Below are 16,607 nucleotides of genomic sequence, written 5' to 3' on the forward strand. Positions count from 1 at the left end.
CGGAGTCTTGGCCGCCGAAGCGTTCGATAATAGAGTTAGCGGGATCAAGAGCGGTCTGCATTCCGCATATATGCGATTATCGCACAAAACAGTCAAGACAGATTATGCGATCTTCGCACAAGACGGCAAAAAATTTTGTGTGCGACAATCGCACATGATCTCAGACCGTTATCGAGATTGGGTTGTTGAAAACCTCGCGAAGCCCGGTAAGTCGCAAACCGGCCTCGCAAACGCGCTTGGCGTTCACCCGTCGGCGATGAATAAGCTGGTTGCCGGGAAAAGGCAGCTTAAGACGGCAGAGGTTGCACGGGCGGCGGCCTACTTCGGTGTGGTCGCGCCAGATGTTGAAATCCGGCCGGTCGTCGGCGGCCTCGTCCCCGTTCCGGTTGCGGGTCGCGCGGAAGCGGGAATGTTCCGTGAGGTCGACGACTTGGATCAATCGGAGCCGGTCACGCTCTCGCTGCCACCTGATTCTCAATTCCCAAATGCCCGGCAGTTCGCCGTCGATGTTTCCGGCGACAGCATGAATGACCTAAAGCCGCGACCTATCCTGCCAGGCGACCGAGCGATATGCGTTTCGTATGAAGATGTCGCCCACTTGGTGCCTTTGCGAGACGGGATGACCGTGGTTGTAGAGCGCACCCGGGACGCTGGCATGTTCCGTGAATGGTCGATCAAACAGGTTGAGCTGTACCAAGGCAGAACCGAGTTTCACCCGAGATCCACGAACGCAAAACATAAGCCGATTGTTATCGAGCATGATGCGGCGGCCGATGCGGGCGTTGTGGTCGAGATCGTCGGGCTGGTACGTCGCATCGTTAACGACGTGCCACTATCATGAATTTCAATGCTGCATTGCAAAAAGTTAACTTGCCTGAAAGGAATCGAGGCCCTACGTATTGGCTGCGACTAGAAATTAGTTGCAGAGGCGGTGACAGTCGGTCTAAGTGCAAGCCACGGAGACCGATGTGGCCCGACTAGAAAAGCTCAAGCTAGAGTTCAAAGCTTGCGATGGACCATACTCATATAGAGACACAGTCACGCTACTCAGAGGTCTCGGATACACCGAAACCTCGACGGGGGGCGGGAGTCGTCGAAGATTCGTGCGAAAAGACACCGGCCATATCATCCGCTTGCATGAGCCTCATCCAGGCAATGAGATTCCGCCCTATATGGTAAGGCAGATTAGGGACTCTCTCATCGAGAGGAACGAGCTATGAGAACAGTGACCCACAAAGGCTATCAATGCTCTGTCGAGTTCGACGATGGCGCCCTGTTTGTGAAGGTGCTGCATATCGATGACGTTCTTGTCGCGCAATGCGACAGCGCATCCGAAGCTCAAGCTACCGCAGTTGAATTGATCGACGCGTATTTGGAGGATTGTCGAGAGTTAGGCCGGGCCCCATCAAAGCCTTTCAAAGGCTCCTTTAATGTACGCGTTGAGCCGCACGTGCACCGCGGCGCAGCTCTTGCGGCGGCGGAAGCCGCTGTTAGCCTCAATTCCTGGGTGGCCACGGCTATCCATGAAAAACTAGAATGCGGGAAATTCCAAGAGCGCGTCGATAGCGTCTTTGCTGCAAAGCGGGAAATAGCGCTTATACAGGTCCAGCAAATGTTCAGGGCAACTGATTGGATTAAGCACGAGAGCAACTGGCGCCATTCAGAGACGGCTGTGTTGCGAGTTCCGCTTACGGGGCACCGCCTCGATAAGTCTCCTTGGACGAAGACAAATGCTTAACGGAGATGACATCACAGTCGGACTTACCAAAATAGAAATAGAAATTGACCCAGAAACCACAGTAGGTGAGGACGAGCTTTTCTATTCACTTGGGATTACCAAGCCAGAACGACTTGGAGGAAACTACTATTTTTCGGCAAGATTGAGTTGCGGGCGTCACGTCAAGGAGATGTCAACAAAAATATCTGTGCAGATTGAATATGGCGGCGCTTTCAACAGTGCCAATAACGACGCCGTCATGGAGAAGGCAATCGTTGTTGCGAAATACGCAATTTGGTCAAAATTTACTAGTCTTTTTTCAGTCATATCCACTCAGATAGGTATAGATTTCCCGGCACTTCCTCAAAATCCTGGCGACGTCGAAATCTTAGACGTCGATGACGGCACCTCAGAGGTAGAAGCTCCCGATTGACGAGCCCACTCCTTTAAGGGAAGCGATTGTATCCGGGCTATCTTAGCTCAACAACAGATGCGGTTTGAAATCTGCGCAGGCATCCGCGATTTCACGTAGGACCCATTTCTCGACAGGCTTGCACATGAGGCTGTCCCCGTCTGGCGGTCGATAGCTCATGACGGGGATTGGAATGAAGTGGTCCTCGTCACGGACCGGCGCCAGCTTTGCGACATCCAACGCATAGCGCGGGAAGCACCGGGCCAAATAGTCCGCCAGCCTTTCCCGGCAGCATGCTATTTCGTTCTTGCGGCTCGTCGGCGCCACGATGATGAATTGCTTGACCTCTTCCTGCCGCATCATGTCAATTCTCCACCACTGATACCAATTAGCTGTGCGATCACGCTCTCGCACGGGCCGCACTGAAAGCGAATGCGATCTAGGCATCCGCTCTCGACCAAGTCGTCAGCGTTAGCCGGTGCGCCCTCTTCATCGGGGATTTCAATTGGCAATACACTCTCGCGAAGGCAGTTAGTGCACCGAACGTGAAGCGTGAAAACGCGGGTTTCCTTTCTAACTGCCAAGCCCATGTCTGTTCTCCATTTGTTCCATTACTGAAATCAGAACCTAGCGGGCGAGTCGAGTCCGATTCGCGCACGAAAAGTTTGTCTGTGCATCGTTTGTGCGATTATCGCATAATTCTTATTGACACCGTATGTGCGATTATCGCATAGTCTCCTCACACCTGATGAGGAGCGGCAATGAACGCCCACCTTCGCCAAGCCATCGCCGAAAGCGCGGATTTCCGCATCATCACCAAGATTTTTGGTGGCCTGCTCGGGACCGAGTACACCGTCGCCGCCGGCGGCCGGTACTACCGCGTCGGCCAGCTGACCCTTGACCAGTTGAAGCGCGGCATACCCGCCGCTGATCTCGATTTGCTCGAAGTAGACCCCGAAACGGACGAGGGCCTGTGATGGGCGCTCCGGTCTTCTTCTCCGAGCACGTTGACGCGGCAATCGCCGACAAACCCGTCGATGAACAGCTGTCAGCGCTCGCCACGCTCATCCAAGACGCCGAATTCGCCAAGCTCTCCGGCTATGGGCCGCCCGCCGATGAACTGCGCACGGCGCGCCGTCGCTGGCTCACTCTCTACGACCAATGGGCAGCGGAAAACCTGCCTTATCAGGAAAGGAAATTTGCATGAGCGCCCTCGCCTCACAGGCCCTTGTCGAGCATGACGCGGCGCAGATCGCCGGCCCGGTTGCCGTCGTCCCCGGCGAGCGCCGGGAAATGACGCCCATGGAGATGGTTGGCCTCGCGCTCGAAAAGGGCGTCTCTGCCGAAATCCTCAAGCAGATGATGGACCTTCGCGACCGCGAGGAAGCACGCAACGCCAAGTTAGCGTTCACCAAGGCAGTGTCGGCGGCCAAGGCGGAACTTGGCCCGATCATGCGGACGCGCGCCGTGGATTACACGCCGAGCGGCAAAGAGCGCGTCTATTACAGGCACGAAGACCTTGCCGGCATCGAAAAGCAGGTGACGCCGGTCCTGACCAAATACGGCCTGAGCTACCGATACGAGAGCGACAACGGCCCCGACCGGCCCATCACGATCACCTGCATTCTGGAGCATGTCGACGGCCATTTCACACGCACCCCGCTTTCCGGCCCGGCTGACAACGGCGCCGGCAAGAACAGCCTCCAGGCTATCGCGTCGACGACGACATACCTCCAGCGCTACACGCTGAAAATCGCGCTCGGCCTGTCGGTCAGCCACGACGACGACGGGCTGAAGGCCGACGAAAAGGTCGAGGACCGGATCACCACCGAACAGCGCAACACCATCCTGAAGCTCATCGACGAGACCGACACCGATATCGTGAAATTCTGCCAGTGGGCGAAGGTCGAAGCCGTCGCCGATATGCTGGCCGTCCACTACGACAAGGCCGTCGGCGTCCTCAAGCAGAGGAAGGCCAAGCCATGATGCAGATTTTCGACTGCGAGCAAGGCTCAACCGAGTGGTTCGCCTGCCGCGCCGGCATCCCGACCGCCTCGAAATTCGCAACCGTAATGGCGAAGGGCGAAGGCAAGACGCGCTCCAAATATCTGCGCCAGTTGGCTGGCGAGCTTTTGACCGGCGAGCCGATGGAATCCTTCACAACGCTGCACATGGATCGCGGAAAGACGATGGAGGACGAGGCGCGGGAAACCTATGCCTTCATCCACGACGCCGATATCCGGCGCATCGGCTTCATCCGCAACGGCAACAAGGGCGCGAGCCCTGACAGCTTGGTAGGCGACGAAGGCGGCCTCGAGATCAAGACCGCCCTGCCCGATATCCAGATCGAACGCCTGATGAGCGGGAAACTCCCTCCCGAGCACAAGGCGCAGGTGCAGGGCAATATCTGGATATCCGGCCGTGAGTGGTGGGATTTTGTCAGCTATTGGCCGAAGCTCCCCATGCTGACCGTCCGCGTGTTCCGCGACGACATCTACATCGCCAACATGTCGGCCGAGATCGATGCTTTCAACGCTGAGCTCGCCGAGCTTGTGGAGCGCATCCGCAACTATGACCGGCGCGGCGAAGTCCTCAAGAACCAACTCGTTCAAAGCGTTTTAGCTGGCTGACCTCCAGCGTCCGCCGGCGGCAGTGTTTGAGTACCGCCGGCCATTTCTTCGAAGGAACGACCGATGACAGATGCACCGATCATGGTCAGGTACGAAGGCGATGGCTCTTTCTCGCCGGCCTCTCAATTTTGGGCCGCCCGCGCCGACAAGGCTTTCGTCGTCGGCCAAGTCTACCGGATCGTCGAGCATCACGACCGTTCCGCCAATTCGCATCGGCATTTCTTCGCCTGCGTCCATGCGGCCTGGCAGAACCTTCCCGACGAGCTGGTCGAAATCTACCCGACTGCCGAACACCTCCGGAAAAAGGCCCTGATACGGAAAGGCTACCGTGACGAGCGCGAATATGTCTGCGCGACGAAATCGGCCGCGCTGGATCTGGTTCGCACCATCCGCCCGCTGGACGACTACGCCATTATCGAGGCGCGCGAGAACGTGGTGCGCATCTGGACAGCCAAGAGCCAATCCGTGCCGGCCATGGGCGCCAAGGGATTCCAGGAGAGCAAGCAAGCCGTTCTCGACTTTCTCGACGATCTGCTCGGCGTCGAACGGGGCGCGACCGCGAAAAGTGAGGCCGCATGATCTCCAGTAGTGGAAAGATCGATGCCAATGATCGATGACCCGAACGGCGGCCGCAGCGTCAAGGAATGGATCGGCAAGACACCCGACTCAGTGCCGCCGCCGACCGTCCGCGCCCGCATTTTCCTTCGCGCCAACGGCATCTGCCATATCAGCGGGCGCCCCATCGGCGCTGGCGAGAAATGGGAGCTCGAGCACATCAAGCCTCTGTCGTTGAGCGGTGAGAACCGGGAAAGTAACTTGCGGCCCGCCCTGGTCGAACCGCACAAGGCCAAATCGGCCGACGAAAACGCTTTGCGGGAAAAAGCTGATCGTGTCCGCGCCAAGCACCTAGGCGTCTATCCGAAATCGAAAGCTCCGATACGGTCGCGCGGCTTCGCGCCGACCCGAGATGGCGTTGAGTGGAGGAAAGGATGACGCGGGCACTCGCTCTTTCGCAACGCCAGGCCCAAACATTGCTGCGAGCGGCCGAGGCGGAGCGCGGGATTGTCGAAGTCAAGATAGGATCGGCGGTTTTCCGCCTTATCCCCGCTAGTCTCGCACAGGCACCGAAGCCAGTTGACGACGATGTTTCGCCCGAAGCCTTTGATACGCTGGACGAATATCTAGCGTGGAGAGACAGGAGCGGTGCTGGTGGCGCTTAAAGGCATCCATACGGTCAAGCGCAAGCTGGCCGACGGATCGACGCGCGTCTACCACTACGCATGGCGCGGCGGCCCGAAGATTGAGGCAAAGCCGCACACTGAGGCTTTCGCCCTGGAATACGCTAAGCTCAAGGCGCTGGCGACACCTAAGATTGTCGAAACCCTTGAGACGCTGATTGATCGGTTCACCGGCCCGGAGGACAAGCGCAATCCTGATTTCCTGGCGCTGGCCGATACTACCCAGACGGACCATCTCTATGCGTTCCGGCTCATCAAGGAGAAATGGCCGAAGCTGCCGGTCAGGCTGACCCAGCAAAAGGGCATGAAAGCCGAAATCAGGAAGTGGCACCGGAGCTTTGCTGCCAACCCGCGCAAGGCCGACAAGCTGCTGTTCTCGCTGTCCAAAGTGTTTTCCTACGCCGTCGCCGACGAACTGATCGACAAGAACCCCTGCACCGGCATCGAACGGCTGTACAACGGCTCACGGCGCGAATCCGTGTGGTCACAGGAGCAGATCAAGGCTTTCCGTGCCGGCGCGCCCGCTCACCTCCTGCTTGCCTTCGAAATGGCGCTGCACACCGGCCAGCGACAGGGCGACCTGCTTTCCCGATCCTGGAAGGACTATGACGGGATCTATCTTCAGTTCCGCCAGTCGAAGGGTGGCAAGAAGCTGAAGGTCCGCGTCCATTCGAAGTTGAAGGCGATGCTGGATGTCCTCGACAAGGACAAGATGCGCATCCTGCTCAACTCTCGAAAGCGGCCGTGGACCAAGGACGGCTTCAAAACCTCCTGGGGAAAGGAGTGTGCCCGCCTCCAAATCGTAGGCGTCACCTTTCACGACCTGCGCGGAACGTTCATCACTGAGCGGGCGCGGGAGGGGTCGAGCGTCGAGGACATTGCCAAGATATCCGGCCACTCGATTTCAGAGATCAAATCCGTGCTGGAAAAGCACTACCTGGCCGACGATCAAGACGCCAGCGACGCGGTGATTTTGCGCATGGAACGGAACCCATGAGGAACGAAAACTGTAAAACGGTTTGTAAAACGGCCAATTCCGGTTGGTCTTCCGGCCGCAATGTGGCATCTAACTACTTGAAAAGATTGGCGATCCCGACAGGATTCGAACCTGTGACCATCGGCTTAGAAGGCCGGTGCTCTATCCAGCTGAGCTACGGGACCGCTGGCCGGCCAAAGGGGCCGGCTGGATATCTGGCGCTGACGCCGTTCAATGCGTCCAGGGCGTCCTGCGGTCATAGCGGAAATTCTCCGCATAGGAAATCTGGCGGCGCTTGGTCTCTTTCGGCTCCTCGACACGGAAGGCAAGCCCTTCCTTTTCGGCGTAGGCCACGGCCTCTTCGCGCGTGTCGAAGGTCAGCCTGATCTGGCTTCTCATGTCTCCCGACGTCGTATAGCCCATCAAGGGGTCGATCTTCTTGCGCATCTCGGGGTCGAATTCCAGCACCCAGTGGCCGGTCTTGGCCTTGCCGGATTGCATCGCGGTTTTGGCTGGGCTGAAAATGCGCGCGGACATGGCCACCTCATGGTTGTGCAAGGCAGCATCGCCGCCCCTTCGCCCGTCATTACTGCGCAATGCGCATGGCGGCAAGGTTTTTGCTCTTGCCATCCAACACCGAAATGAATAGGCAACAGACCGTTCGGAGTGTAGCGCAGGCTGGTAGCGCATCTGGTTTGGGACCAGAGGGTCGGGAGTTCGAATCTCTCCACTCCGACCATCTTCTTCATAGCAATGTGATCTAGGCGCCCTCGCCCGCCACGAGAGCCTGAACCACGGTCGCCGCCTTTGTCGTGCCCTTGATCGGGCGATACGCGCTCCCGCCTTCCCATGCGACGATACGCGCCGGTCCAGTTCTGTTGAATAAGCGCCCCCGCCCGACTTCAAGCCGGGAGCGGGCTTTCTATGTCGGTCGTGGATAGATCGGGTCCTAAGATCAATTAAAGGCAAGCTCGCCGGGCGAGAACCCCAAACTCAATCCCGGCGAGCCTACAACCTGATTTGGAACGCAATCAGGACCGGGGTCAGCCGGCAAGCTGGTGCAGCAAGATGGATGCCAGCTGTTCTTTCCCAAAATGGGACACGCCCTGTTGCCGGTCGCCTTAGGATTACTAAATCTCGAACGCGCCCTGCCCCTCATCCATCGCGCTGACCGTTTCGGCGGCGAGCGCCCGCGTGATCGGCATCTTGCGCTCGAGCGCCGTGCGGTCCAGCCGCTCCACCACACGCATGGCTGTCGCCAGCGAGCGCTCGATGCGCCGCACCAGATATTGCACGACATGCGGTTCGACCTCGACCTGGCGGTCGGCGAACAGCTTGGTGATGACGCCGGCCAGCAGCAGGTCGTCGGGCTCATGGATCTCGACCGTCGCCGCCGCTTTCAGCCGCGAGGCCAGATCCGGCAGCGACACGCCCCAGGCCGAGGGAAAACGCCGTGCGGTCAACAGCAGCGTCGAGCCGGCGCCGCGCACCGCATTGATCAGATGGAACAGGCCTTGTTCGTCGACCGCGCCGGCATCGACATCGTCGATCAGCGCCGGCCGGGCGCCGAGACTGGCGATGCAATCGCCGATGAGCCGGGCGTCGACCACGACCGCGTTGGCGCGCGCACGCCAGATGGCGGCCAGATGCGACTTGCCGGAGCCGGCGGGACCTGCCAGCACCACCACAGGCGAGGGCCAGTCCGGCCAGCGGTCGACCAGTGCCGCCGCCTGGTTGTTGGTGCCGGAGACGACGAGTTCGTCGCGCGAATAGCCTGTGCCGTGGCCGAGATCGAGCGGCAGCTGGCGCGGCGGATCGGTTCGCTGGGCGGTCACTTCGAGCGACGTGGTTGGGTGCGGTGGCCGCCGCCACGATCGGCCGGCAGCGGCGGCGCAGCCTCTGTCGCGTGACCCTTGTAAAGCGGCGATTCGAGATAGCGGGCGATGGCGAAGCGCACCAGAACGGCGACGGCGGCGGAAGCCGGCACGGCAATCAGCAGACCGACAAAACCGAACAGCGCGCCGAAGGCGAACAGAGCGAACATCAGCCACACCGGATGCAGGCCGACGCTTTTGCCGACCAGCCTGGGCTGCAGGATGTTGCCTTCGATGAACTGGCCGATGAAGAAGACCACGGCGACGGCGACGATCATTGTCCAGTCCGGCCAGAACTGCACAAAAGCGACGCCGACCGCCAGAACCAGCCCGGTCAGCGAGCCGACATAGGGAATGAACGAGATCAGCCCGGCGAACAGGCCGATCAGGATGGCGAAGTTCAGCCCGGTCAGCGTCAGACCGGTGGCGTACATGGCGCCGAGCACCAGGCAGAGCGTGCCCTGGCCGCGCACGAAACCGGCGGTCGCGGTGTTGATGTCGCGCGCAATGGCGCGCACGGTCGCGACGTTGTCGCGCGGCACCCAGCTGTCGATAACCGCCACCATGCGGTCCCAGTCGAGCAGCATGTAGAAGGCAACCACCGGCGTCACCACGAACAGGCTGACCACCGAGACCAGCGCCACGCCCGAACTCCAGATCGAGGTGAAGACCGTGGTGAGCAGGCCGAAACCCGAGGTCAGCAGCGAATTCAGCCCATCACGCAAGCCATTGGCGTTGACGCCGAATTTCTGCTCCAGCCATTTCGGATCGAAGGAGGTGATCAGGCTCTGCAGCCGGGTCAGGTATTCCGGCAGTTTGCCTGCGAAATCGGCCATCTGCGTCGCCAAGACCGGAATGAGGATGACAAAGGCCAGCACCAGCACGATGAGGAAGGTGATCAGGATGACCACCGTCGCCATGAAACGCGACAGGCCAAGCCGCTGCAGCCGGTCGGCGACCGGATCGAGGAAGTAGGCAAGCACCATGCCGGCGACGAAGGGCAGCAGGATGGCGCTGAATACATAGAGGAACAACGCAAGCGCGGCGACGCCGGCCACCCAGAAGGAGATCTGCCGGCGGAACGCGGAGGCCGCGACAAGATCGGCAGCCGCGGCCTCGATCACCGCTGCTTCTTTCTCAGATGTTCGGATTGGAGCCTTCGCCATAGCCGCTCATATGCCTCAGCCAAGCCACGAGATAGGCTGCGGCCGAAGCCACGGTCAAGACCCCGGACAGCAATATGAGGGCTGGCCGCAGAGGGTCGAGGTGCAGGGCAAAGGCGAGCTCGCCCAGCGCGACCGCCGCCAGCACGATCTGGATGGCGGTATTGGCTTTCGACACCAGGAACGGCTTTATCTCGACCGGGTGCGCCATCACGGTGGACAACAGGACCGCGCAGATGATCAGCGCATCGCGCGACACCATGGTGACGACCAGCCACAGCGGCAATTGCCCGATGAAGCCCATGACGACGAACACCGAAACCAGAAGCAGCTTGTCGGCCATCGGATCCAGATAGGCGCCGAGTTCGGACTGCTGGTTGAAGCGGCGGGCGATGAAGCCGTCGATGCCATCCGAGACGCCGGCGATGACGAGGCCGGCAAAGGCCCAGTCCCAACGGGCCTGCAGCATGGCCAGCACCACGGCAGGCACCAGGAGAAGGCGCAGGATGGTGATCAGATTGGGGATGGTCAACTCATTGTCCCGCCATGCGCTGTTTGGAGATAGATGAAGGAGATGGAGAGCCGCCACAAGGACAGTTCGTTCCAGGCGCGAGCGCCAATCCTATGCCATTCTATCCACGCTTTTGTCAGGTCAAATGGCGCTCGGCTCCGCCGTTATCCTTGCGGACCGAAACCGTTCATGCGAAGAGCCCGCAAACGAGCAGGAAAATTGCGATGAGCAAGCGCGACACAAGCCAGCCCAAAACGGGCCAGGCCAAAACGAGCAAGCGCAGGAACGGGCTCACCTATGCCGAGGCCGGCGTCGATATCGATGCCGGCAATCTCATGGTCGAGAAGATCAAGCCGCTGGTGCGTGCCACGCGCCGGCCGGGTGCGGATGGCGAGATCGGCGGTTTCGGCGGGTTGTTCGACCTCAAGGCGGCCGGCTTTACCGATCCTGTGCTGGTCGCCGCCAATGATGGTGTAGGAACCAAGCTCAAGATCGCCATCGATGCCGGCAAGCACGACACGATCGGCATCGACCTCGTCGCCATGTGCGTCAACGACATCGTCGTGCAGGGCGCCGAACCGCTGTTCTTCCTCGACTATTTCGCCACCGGCAAGCTCGATCCCGACCAGGGAGCGGCGATCGTCGGCGGCATCGCCGAGGGCTGCCGGCAGGCCGGCTGCGCGCTGATCGGCGGCGAGACGGCGGAAATGCCCGGCATGTATCACGGCAAGGACTATGATCTCGCCGGCTTTGCCGTGGGCGCGGCCGAACGCGGCCAGCTTTTGCCCACCGACGACATCGTCGAAGGCGACGTGCTTTTGGGCCTCGCTTCCTCGGGCTTGCATTCGAACGGTTTTTCGCTGGTGCGCCGCATCGTCGCCGCCAGTGGCCTGGCATGGAGCGATCCGGCGCCGTTCAACGACGAGGCGACGCTTGCCGAGGCGTTGCTCGAACCGACCCGCATCTACGTCAAGTCCATCCTCAAGGCGATCCGCAACACGCATGGCATCAAGGCGCTGGCGCACATCACCGGCGGCGGTTTCCCGGAAAACATTCCGCGCGTGCTGCCCAAGGATTTTTCGGCCGAACTCGACCTGGAAGCCATAGACGTGCCGGCGGTGTTCTCGTGGCTGGCCAAGACCGGCGGCGTGGCGCCGGAAGAGATGATGCGCACCTTCAATTGCGGCGTCGGCATGATCCTGGCGGTCGCCTCCGGCCAGGCGGCGCAGGTCGCCGCCGTGCTGCAGGAAGCCGGCGAGACGGTGACGCCGATCGGCCGCATCGTGCCGCGCCGCGATGCCGGCGTCATCTATCGGGGCTCGATCGGCCTATGAGCACGCAGAGAAAACGCACTGTCGTCCTGATCTCGGGGCGCGGCTCCAACATGACCGCGCTGATCGCCGCGGCCAGCGACCCGGCCTTCCCGGCCGAGATCGTCGGCGTGATTTCAGACAAGGCCGACGCCGCCGGCCTCGGAATCGCCAAGGCACGCGGCATCGCCACGCAGGTCATTGCCCGCGCCAACCATGGCAGCAAGCAGGCGCATGACGCGGCGATCGACGCCGCACTCGCCGCCTTCAATGCCGAGATCGTGGCCCTGGCCGGCTACATGCGCATCCTCTCCTCCGGCTTCGTCCAGAAATGGCAGGGCCGGATGATCAACATCCACCCTGCCCTGCTGCCGGCATTCAAGGGCCTCGACACCCATGCGCGCGCGCTGGCCGCCGGCCTGCGCATCCATGGCTGCACCGTGCATTTCGTCACGTCGGAGATGGACGACGGGCCGATCATCGCCCAGGCGGCCGTGCCGGTGATGGTCGGCGACAATGCCGATACGCTTGCTGCCCGGGTGCTGAAGGCCGAACACCGGCTTTATCCGCTGGCTCTGGGCCTGGTCGCCGAAGGCAAGGCGCGCATGGAGGCCGGGCGCACGGTGCTCGCTCACTTTGCCGACGATGCCGACAACGGCACCTCGGTGGTGATGGCGCCCGATCCGCTGCGCGAGGAAGCCGATCTGGAGCATCTGGCGCGGATTACGCCCTGAGCCGAGGCCAATGGACGTTTTCGACACTGCGATCCGCATTAAAGGCGACCTGGCCGGCGTTTTCGAATATGACGAGGCTGGAGACCCGCAAAACGCCACGGCATATTTTTACCTCTGTGAAATGCAGGGCAGAACCGTCGGGCCAATCGTCGGAACAATACACATTCGTTCCGGAGCCTGGCCGATCGCCGAAACCGACGTTGTCGTTAAACGGGACAACGGCGAACGGCGTGTCGGCCTATTCATCCATGGCCAGTTGGCGGCGGCCTTCTATGTCGAAGGCGGCACAAGGCACGGCGGGGGATATGGCAAGGACTTTCATGCCGACATTCCCTGGTCGGACGCAAATTGATGAAACAGCTTCTTCTCCTGCGCCACGCCAAATCGAGCTGGGACGACCCTGATCTCGACGATGTCGACCGGCCGCTGGCCGAACGCGGATTGAAGGCGGCCAAATTGGTGGGGCGGGAGCTTGCGGCGCGCGACTGGCTGCCCGATCTTGTGCTGGTGTCGTCGGCTCTGCGCACCCGTGATACATGGCGGCTGGTCGCCGCGGAACTGCCGGCACATCCCCGGGTCGTGTTTGCCGAAGCGCTCTACGAGGCTTCGGCGGCGGATATTCTGAGCCAGATTCGTAAAGTCGACCCATCAAGCCGCTGCCTGGTGGTGGTTGGCCACAATCCGGGCCTGGAGGATCTGGCGAAACAGCTTGCCGGATCCGGCTCGGAGACCAAAGCCCATAAGAGGCTCGAGGAAAAGTTCCCCACGGCAGCCATCGCGCGCCTTGTCTTCGACAGCGACTGGTCTGGCCTTTCGGCGGCACGACTGACGCATTGCCTGCGCCCGAAGGATCTGAGCTAGCAGTCCTGCCGGGCATGCGGCGGGCAAGCCCGCCGCGCCCGAGACCTCAGTTGCCCCAAATACCCTGGCCGGGTTCCGGCCAGTCGGTGGTGGTCTTCATCCTGGTATCGGCTGCCTTGCGCCCGGCCATATCCGTGTCCTTTACCGCGCCGGTGGCGGCGTGATCCACCCCGGCAATCGAGGCAACCGGCTGGTTGGCATTGTCGGAGCCATAATGGTCACTGCCGGCAAGGGCGCCGCCGGTCGCAAGGAGGATGGCGGTTATGGCGATAGCGATCTTGTTCATTTCAATCTCCTGTCTCATCCGTTGGGCGGCGTCTTGGGAGGACGGTTTCGCAGGAATAAGACCCGAGGCCGTCTGGTTTTATTCCCGGAGGCGGAGCTTTTCCGCCGGTTGCAAAGACCCGGCTGCTTGAAACCGATGCCTGCCCTGCTGCGCAAAACAAGAGCGGCGGGCCAGGCCCACCGCTCTTTGTCAATCTTCCGGGGATTGGAGGAACTAACGGCCCCAGATGCCCTGGCCCGACTGAGCCGGCACGTTGGCATTGGCGTCGCCCTGTGTCTTCAAAGACTTCACGATCGAACCGGTATAGGTGGTGTCGATGTTCGAGGACGACTGGCTGGCAACCGGCTGGTTGACGTTGTTGGAACCATAGTTGCCGGAGCCATAATGGTCGCTGCCGGCGAAAGCGGCGCCCGTGGCGGCGAGGATGGCGGCGGCGGTAAGAGCGATCTTGGTCATTTTCTTTACTCCAATATTTATCTGTCCTGTCCGTCTGGTGGCGTGCCCTTGGGAGGAATTTCGCGTCGCTCGGACCACCCCGAAGTAGGGAATGCCTTTTGGATTACCAGTCGCGTCGGCTTTGCAGAATTTCCTTATATTATAGACAATGCATATTGCATGCGCAGCAATTTCAACGCAATTTATGCAATCATTTCAGTTTATTAAGTTCAGCCCTTCCGACAAGATCGGAGCGCTTTTGGAGGCGATTGTTCACTGTTTGCGACACAATCTGTCAACCCGAACCGAACCGTTCGGTTCGATTTGAAGCGAGAATAGGCTGATCGAAACCTGCAAAGGCCTGCTGCTACCCTCGCCGAGCCCGCATTTGTCTTGCGTTGAGATCGATACTGTCGCTCATTCAAGAGAGATCAGGGGTGCCGCCGCCCATCAGGCCAAGGCGATCCGCTGGAAGGCCGCAAATGAATCCGGACTGTCATAGATATGCGACTGCTGCTCGTTGAGGACAACCGCGAACTGGCCGACTGGCTGGGCAAGACCCTGCGCCAGGCGAATTATGTGGTCGACATCGTCCATGAGGGCGAGGATGTCGAGCACGCGCTGGCGGCGGGCGACCATGCGCTCGTCATCCTAGACCTGGCACTGCCGCGCATGGGCGGCCTGGAGGTGCTGCGCATGCTGCGGGCGCGCGGCAACCGGGTGCCGGTGATCGTGCTGACCGCCAATGCCAGCCTCGACGGCAGGGTCAAGGGCCTCAACGAAGGCGCCGACGACTATCTGGCCAAGCCATTCCAGATCGAGGAGCTCGAGGCCCGTATTCGGGCGCAGCTGCGACGCGCCAACGACCGCACCGCACCTGTCGTTGCCTGCGGCGATCTCGTCTTCGACACCAACACAAGGCTGTTTTCGCTGGCCTGTGAACCACTGGCGCTCACACCTCGCGAACATGCGGTGCTGGAGCAATTGATGGTGAAGGCCGGGCGCACGGTGAGCAAGGCGGCACTTTCGGCGGCGATCTATGATTTCGAGACCGATGCCGACCCCAGCGCCATCGAGATCTATGTGCATCGCGTGCGCAAGAAGCTCGAAGGGTCGCGGGTCCAGATCGCCACCTTGCGTGGCCTCGGCTATCTTCTGCGGCATGAAGATCAATAGCCTCCGCCTGCAGTTGTTGGCATGGGTGGTGCTGCCACTGGCCGGACTCGCCACCATTAATCTGTGGACCAGCCATGGCAGCGCGCTGGCCACAGCCAACCTGGTCACCGACCGAATGCTGCTCGGCTCGGCGCGGACCATCGCCGAGCAGGTCGCCATGACCGATGGCGTGCTCGATGCCACGATCCCGCCGGCAGCGATCGAGATGTTCGATACGGGCGACCGCGACAGCGTCTACTACCATGTCAAGACTGCCAGAGGGCGGCTGCTGACCGGCTATCCCAATCTGCCGGAGGCGTTGACGCCGTCCAGCACCGAGGCAACCTATCGCGACCACCGGCTGCGGCTGCTTACCTTCAGCCAGGGTGTGGTCGGCGCCGGCAAGGATTCGCCGATATCGGTTACCGTCGGCGTCACCCTTGCCGGACATGACGCGATGGTGCGGCGACTCTGGTTTGGCGCCTTTGCCCAGCAGTTGGCGCTGGTGGCGATCGCCGGCCTTTTCGTGCTCCTTGGCCTGCATCGGGGCCTGGCGCCGCTCATCAGGCTGCGCGACGCAGTGCGTTCGCCGAACCGCAGCGACCTCGACCCGGTCGAAGTGCCGGGCGCCCAAAGCGAAATCCGCCCGCTGATCGAAGCGCTCAACGCCTATATGGCACGCGTGCGGGCCCAGATGGCGTCGCAACGCCGCTTCGTCGCCAATGCCGCGCATCAGTTGCGCACGCCGCTGGCGCTGCTGTCGACGCAGGCGAGCTACGCGCTGCGAGAAACCGTCCCCGATGCCCGCCACGAGGCGCTGGTGGCCTTGCAGGCAAGCTCTGGCCGCCTGGCACGGCTTGCCGAACAACTGCTGACCTTGTCGAGAGCCGAGCCGGGTAGCCGACGGCCGCGCGCCGACCGTGTCGACCTGACCGAAGCGGCTCGCCAGGTTCTGGAAACCCATGCGCCGATTGCCGTCAGCCGCAACGTCGATCTCGGCCTCGAGGAAGCCGGCCCCGCGCCGGTCATCGGCGACGGCACCATGCTGCGCGAAATGATCGTCAACCTCGTCGACAATGCGCTGCGCTACTCCTCGTCAGGTGGCAGCGTCACTGTGAGGCTGGCGGCCGTCGATGGCGAAGCCGTGCTGACGGTCACCGACGACGGGCCTGGCATTCCAGTGGAAGAGCGGGATCACGTGTTCGAGCGCTTCTACCGCATCGCCGGCTCGACCGAGGAAGGCAGCGGGCTGGGGCTCGCCATCGTGCGCGAGGTCGTCGAAAACGCCGGCGGGGGGGCGCCCCC

Annotated in this window: 23 protein-coding genes and 2 tRNA genes; 17 read left to right on the forward strand and 8 right to left on the reverse strand. The window is 61.2% G+C overall.

What is annotated here, in order from left to right:
• Positions 1-7 precede the first annotated feature (7 nt).
• From FJV80_RS24695 to FJV80_RS24710, 3 genes are all read left to right on the forward strand, one after another.
• On the forward strand, positions 8-841 hold the full coding sequence (locus tag FJV80_RS24695; RefSeq protein WP_246689050.1) for a S24 family peptidase: 834 nt from the start codon (positions 8-10) through the stop codon (positions 839-841).
• A 375-nt stretch (positions 842-1,216) separates the two neighbouring features.
• On the forward strand, positions 1,217-1,738 hold the full coding sequence (locus FJV80_RS24705) for a type II toxin-antitoxin system HicB family antitoxin (RefSeq protein ID WP_142877694.1): 522 nt from the start codon (positions 1,217-1,219) through the stop codon (positions 1,736-1,738).
• Entirely contained in the window at positions 1,731-2,150 is a 420-nt protein-coding gene (locus FJV80_RS24710) for a hypothetical protein (RefSeq protein WP_142877695.1), read from the forward strand. The genes FJV80_RS24705 and FJV80_RS24710 overlap by 8 nt, the downstream gene beginning before the upstream one ends.
• A gap of 42 nt (positions 2,151-2,192) precedes the next feature.
• On the opposite strand, the gene FJV80_RS24715 is transcribed toward FJV80_RS24710, so the two are convergent.
• Complete coding sequence (locus tag FJV80_RS24715; RefSeq protein ID WP_142877696.1) at positions 2,193-2,492, reverse strand: hypothetical protein; 300 nt, start codon at positions 2,490-2,492, stop codon at positions 2,193-2,195.
• A 398-nt stretch (positions 2,493-2,890) separates the two neighbouring features.
• On the opposite strand from FJV80_RS24715, the gene FJV80_RS24725 reads away from it, so the two are divergent.
• The 7 genes from FJV80_RS24725 (at position 2,891) to FJV80_RS24755 (ending at position 6,994) form a co-directional block, all read left to right on the forward strand.
• Positions 2,891-3,106 carry a hypothetical protein gene (locus FJV80_RS24725; protein ID WP_142877698.1) on the forward strand — a complete coding sequence of 72 codons (216 nt, stop codon included), beginning with the start codon at positions 2,891-2,893 and terminating at the stop codon, positions 3,104-3,106.
• The gene (locus FJV80_RS24730; RefSeq protein ID WP_142877699.1) at positions 3,106-3,336 is read left to right on the forward strand and encodes a hypothetical protein; all 231 of its coding nucleotides are present in this window, start codon (positions 3,106-3,108) and stop codon (positions 3,334-3,336) included. The genes FJV80_RS24725 and FJV80_RS24730 overlap by 1 nt, the downstream gene beginning before the upstream one ends.
• Positions 3,333-4,115: an ERF family protein gene (locus FJV80_RS24735; RefSeq protein WP_185975262.1), complete on the forward strand. Its 783-nt coding sequence runs from the start codon at positions 3,333-3,335 to the stop codon at positions 4,113-4,115. The genes FJV80_RS24730 and FJV80_RS24735 overlap by 4 nt, the downstream gene beginning before the upstream one ends.
• On the forward strand, positions 4,112-4,759 hold the full coding sequence (locus FJV80_RS24740; protein ID WP_142877701.1) for a lambda exonuclease family protein: 648 nt from the start codon (positions 4,112-4,114) through the stop codon (positions 4,757-4,759). The genes FJV80_RS24735 and FJV80_RS24740 overlap by 4 nt, the downstream gene beginning before the upstream one ends.
• Positions 4,760-4,822: 63 nt before the next feature.
• Positions 4,823-5,338, forward strand: a complete 516-nt coding sequence (locus FJV80_RS24745) for a hypothetical protein (RefSeq protein WP_142877702.1) — start codon at positions 4,823-4,825, stop codon at positions 5,336-5,338.
• Positions 5,339-5,365: 27 nt separating this feature from the next.
• Positions 5,366-5,752, forward strand: coding sequence for an HNH endonuclease (locus FJV80_RS24750; protein ID WP_348643991.1), 387 nt, complete (start codon positions 5,366-5,368; stop codon positions 5,750-5,752).
• 216 nt (positions 5,753-5,968) lie between these two features.
• A complete protein-coding gene (locus tag FJV80_RS24755; protein WP_246689051.1) occupies positions 5,969-6,994 on the forward strand; it encodes a tyrosine-type recombinase/integrase in 1,026 nt (341 codons plus the stop codon).
• 87 nt (positions 6,995-7,081) lie between these two features.
• On the opposite strand, the gene FJV80_RS24760 is transcribed toward FJV80_RS24755, so the two are convergent.
• Positions 7,082-7,158 (reverse strand) — tRNA-Arg (locus FJV80_RS24760).
• Positions 7,159-7,204: 46 nt separating this feature from the next.
• Entirely contained in the window at positions 7,205-7,510 is a 306-nt protein-coding gene (locus FJV80_RS24765) for an ETC complex I subunit (protein ID WP_015318428.1), read from the reverse strand.
• A gap of 125 nt (positions 7,511-7,635) precedes the next feature.
• On the opposite strand from FJV80_RS24765, the gene FJV80_RS24770 reads away from it, so the two are divergent.
• Positions 7,636-7,712: transfer RNA gene (locus FJV80_RS24770), tRNA-Pro, on the forward strand.
• Positions 7,713-8,103: 391 nt separating this feature from the next.
• On the opposite strand, the gene hdaA is transcribed toward FJV80_RS24770, so the two are convergent.
• The 3 genes from hdaA to FJV80_RS24785 are packed head-to-tail and all read right to left on the reverse strand — an operon-like array spanning position 8,104 to position 10,542.
• Positions 8,104-8,808, reverse strand: a complete 705-nt coding sequence (gene hdaA, locus FJV80_RS24775; RefSeq protein ID WP_095770620.1) for a DnaA regulatory inactivator HdaA — start codon at positions 8,806-8,808, stop codon at positions 8,104-8,106.
• Complete coding sequence (locus FJV80_RS24780) at positions 8,805-10,013, reverse strand: AI-2E family transporter (RefSeq protein ID WP_095791782.1); 1,209 nt, start codon at positions 10,011-10,013, stop codon at positions 8,805-8,807. The genes hdaA and FJV80_RS24780 overlap by 4 nt, the downstream gene beginning before the upstream one ends.
• Positions 9,985-10,542, reverse strand: a complete 558-nt coding sequence (locus FJV80_RS24785; protein WP_142877705.1) for a CDP-alcohol phosphatidyltransferase family protein — start codon at positions 10,540-10,542, stop codon at positions 9,985-9,987. The genes FJV80_RS24780 and FJV80_RS24785 overlap by 29 nt, the downstream gene beginning before the upstream one ends.
• 203 nt (positions 10,543-10,745) lie before the next feature.
• Here FJV80_RS24785 and purM point away from each other — a divergent pair, with 203 nt between their 5' ends.
• The 4 genes from purM to FJV80_RS24805 are packed head-to-tail and all read left to right on the forward strand — an operon-like array spanning position 10,746 to position 13,426.
• Complete coding sequence (gene purM / locus FJV80_RS24790) at positions 10,746-11,855, forward strand: phosphoribosylformylglycinamidine cyclo-ligase (RefSeq protein ID WP_095770623.1); 1,110 nt, start codon at positions 10,746-10,748, stop codon at positions 11,853-11,855.
• A complete protein-coding gene (purN, locus tag FJV80_RS24795; protein ID WP_142877706.1) occupies positions 11,852-12,565 on the forward strand; it encodes a phosphoribosylglycinamide formyltransferase in 714 nt (237 codons plus the stop codon). The genes purM and purN overlap by 4 nt, the downstream gene beginning before the upstream one ends.
• Before the next feature lie 10 nt (positions 12,566-12,575).
• The gene (locus FJV80_RS24800; RefSeq protein WP_142877707.1) at positions 12,576-12,917 is read left to right on the forward strand and encodes a hypothetical protein; all 342 of its coding nucleotides are present in this window, start codon (positions 12,576-12,578) and stop codon (positions 12,915-12,917) included.
• Positions 12,917-13,426 carry a histidine phosphatase family protein gene (locus tag FJV80_RS24805; RefSeq protein WP_142877708.1) on the forward strand — a complete coding sequence of 170 codons (510 nt, stop codon included), beginning with the start codon at positions 12,917-12,919 and terminating at the stop codon, positions 13,424-13,426. Before FJV80_RS24800 ends, FJV80_RS24805 begins: the two co-directional genes overlap by 1 nt.
• Before the next feature lie 46 nt (positions 13,427-13,472).
• Here the strand turns inward: FJV80_RS24805 and FJV80_RS24810 are convergent, their stop codons facing one another.
• Together FJV80_RS24810 and FJV80_RS24815 are read right to left on the reverse strand one after the other, a co-directional pair.
• Positions 13,473-13,712, reverse strand: coding sequence for a DUF680 domain-containing protein (locus FJV80_RS24810; protein WP_095770627.1), 240 nt, complete (start codon positions 13,710-13,712; stop codon positions 13,473-13,475).
• A 213-nt stretch (positions 13,713-13,925) separates the two neighbouring features.
• A complete protein-coding gene (locus tag FJV80_RS24815) occupies positions 13,926-14,168 on the reverse strand; it encodes a DUF680 domain-containing protein (RefSeq protein ID WP_095788315.1) in 243 nt (80 codons plus the stop codon).
• 483 nt (positions 14,169-14,651) lie between these two features.
• Here FJV80_RS24815 and FJV80_RS24820 point away from each other — a divergent pair, with 483 nt between their 5' ends.
• Both FJV80_RS24820 and FJV80_RS24825 read left to right on the forward strand, forming a co-directional pair.
• Positions 14,652-15,323, forward strand: a complete 672-nt coding sequence (locus FJV80_RS24820; RefSeq protein ID WP_142877709.1) for a response regulator — start codon at positions 14,652-14,654, stop codon at positions 15,321-15,323.
• Positions 15,310-16,607: sensor histidine kinase (locus FJV80_RS24825; RefSeq protein WP_142877710.1), on the forward strand; the 1,298-nt coding region annotated here is incomplete at its 3' end. The genes FJV80_RS24820 and FJV80_RS24825, both read left to right, overlap by 14 nt.

This window comes from Mesorhizobium sp. WSM4310 (assembly GCF_007003935.1).
GTDB lineage: Bacteria > Pseudomonadota > Alphaproteobacteria > Rhizobiales > Rhizobiaceae > Mesorhizobium.

Bases quoted from the DNA above. Each gene is read 5' to 3' on its own strand.
- FJV80_RS24705 (WP_142877694.1), top strand. From the start codon at position 1,217: ATGAGAACAGTGACCCACAAAGGCTATCAATGCTCTGTCGAGTTCGAC.
- FJV80_RS24710 (WP_142877695.1), top strand. From the start codon at position 1,731: ATGCTTAACGGAGATGACATCACAGTCGGACTTACCAAAATAGAAATA.
- FJV80_RS24715 (WP_142877696.1), bottom strand. From the start codon at position 2,492: ATGATGCGGCAGGAAGAGGTCAAGCAATTCATCATCGTGGCGCCGACG.
- FJV80_RS24725 (WP_142877698.1), top strand. From the start codon at position 2,891: ATGAACGCCCACCTTCGCCAAGCCATCGCCGAAAGCGCGGATTTCCGC.
- FJV80_RS24730 (WP_142877699.1), top strand. From the start codon at position 3,106: ATGGGCGCTCCGGTCTTCTTCTCCGAGCACGTTGACGCGGCAATCGCC.
- FJV80_RS24735 (WP_185975262.1), top strand. From the start codon at position 3,333: ATGAGCGCCCTCGCCTCACAGGCCCTTGTCGAGCATGACGCGGCGCAG.
- FJV80_RS24740 (WP_142877701.1), top strand. From the start codon at position 4,112: ATGATGCAGATTTTCGACTGCGAGCAAGGCTCAACCGAGTGGTTCGCC.
- FJV80_RS24745 (WP_142877702.1), top strand. From the start codon at position 4,823: ATGACAGATGCACCGATCATGGTCAGGTACGAAGGCGATGGCTCTTTC.
- FJV80_RS24750 (WP_348643991.1), top strand. From the start codon at position 5,366: ATGATCGATGACCCGAACGGCGGCCGCAGCGTCAAGGAATGGATCGGC.
- FJV80_RS24765 (WP_015318428.1), bottom strand. From the start codon at position 7,510: ATGTCCGCGCGCATTTTCAGCCCAGCCAAAACCGCGATGCAATCCGGC.
- FJV80_RS24780 (WP_095791782.1), bottom strand. From the start codon at position 10,013: ATGGCGAAGGCTCCAATCCGAACATCTGAGAAAGAAGCAGCGGTGATC.
- purM (WP_095770623.1), top strand. From the start codon at position 10,746: ATGAGCAAGCGCGACACAAGCCAGCCCAAAACGGGCCAGGCCAAAACG.
- purN (WP_142877706.1), top strand. From the start codon at position 11,852: ATGAGCACGCAGAGAAAACGCACTGTCGTCCTGATCTCGGGGCGCGGC.
- FJV80_RS24800 (WP_142877707.1), top strand. From the start codon at position 12,576: ATGGACGTTTTCGACACTGCGATCCGCATTAAAGGCGACCTGGCCGGC.
- FJV80_RS24805 (WP_142877708.1), top strand. From the start codon at position 12,917: ATGAAACAGCTTCTTCTCCTGCGCCACGCCAAATCGAGCTGGGACGAC.
- FJV80_RS24810 (WP_095770627.1), bottom strand. From the start codon at position 13,712: ATGAACAAGATCGCTATCGCCATAACCGCCATCCTCCTTGCGACCGGC.
- FJV80_RS24815 (WP_095788315.1), bottom strand. From the start codon at position 14,168: ATGACCAAGATCGCTCTTACCGCCGCCGCCATCCTCGCCGCCACGGGC.
- FJV80_RS24820 (WP_142877709.1), top strand. From the start codon at position 14,652: ATGCGACTGCTGCTCGTTGAGGACAACCGCGAACTGGCCGACTGGCTG.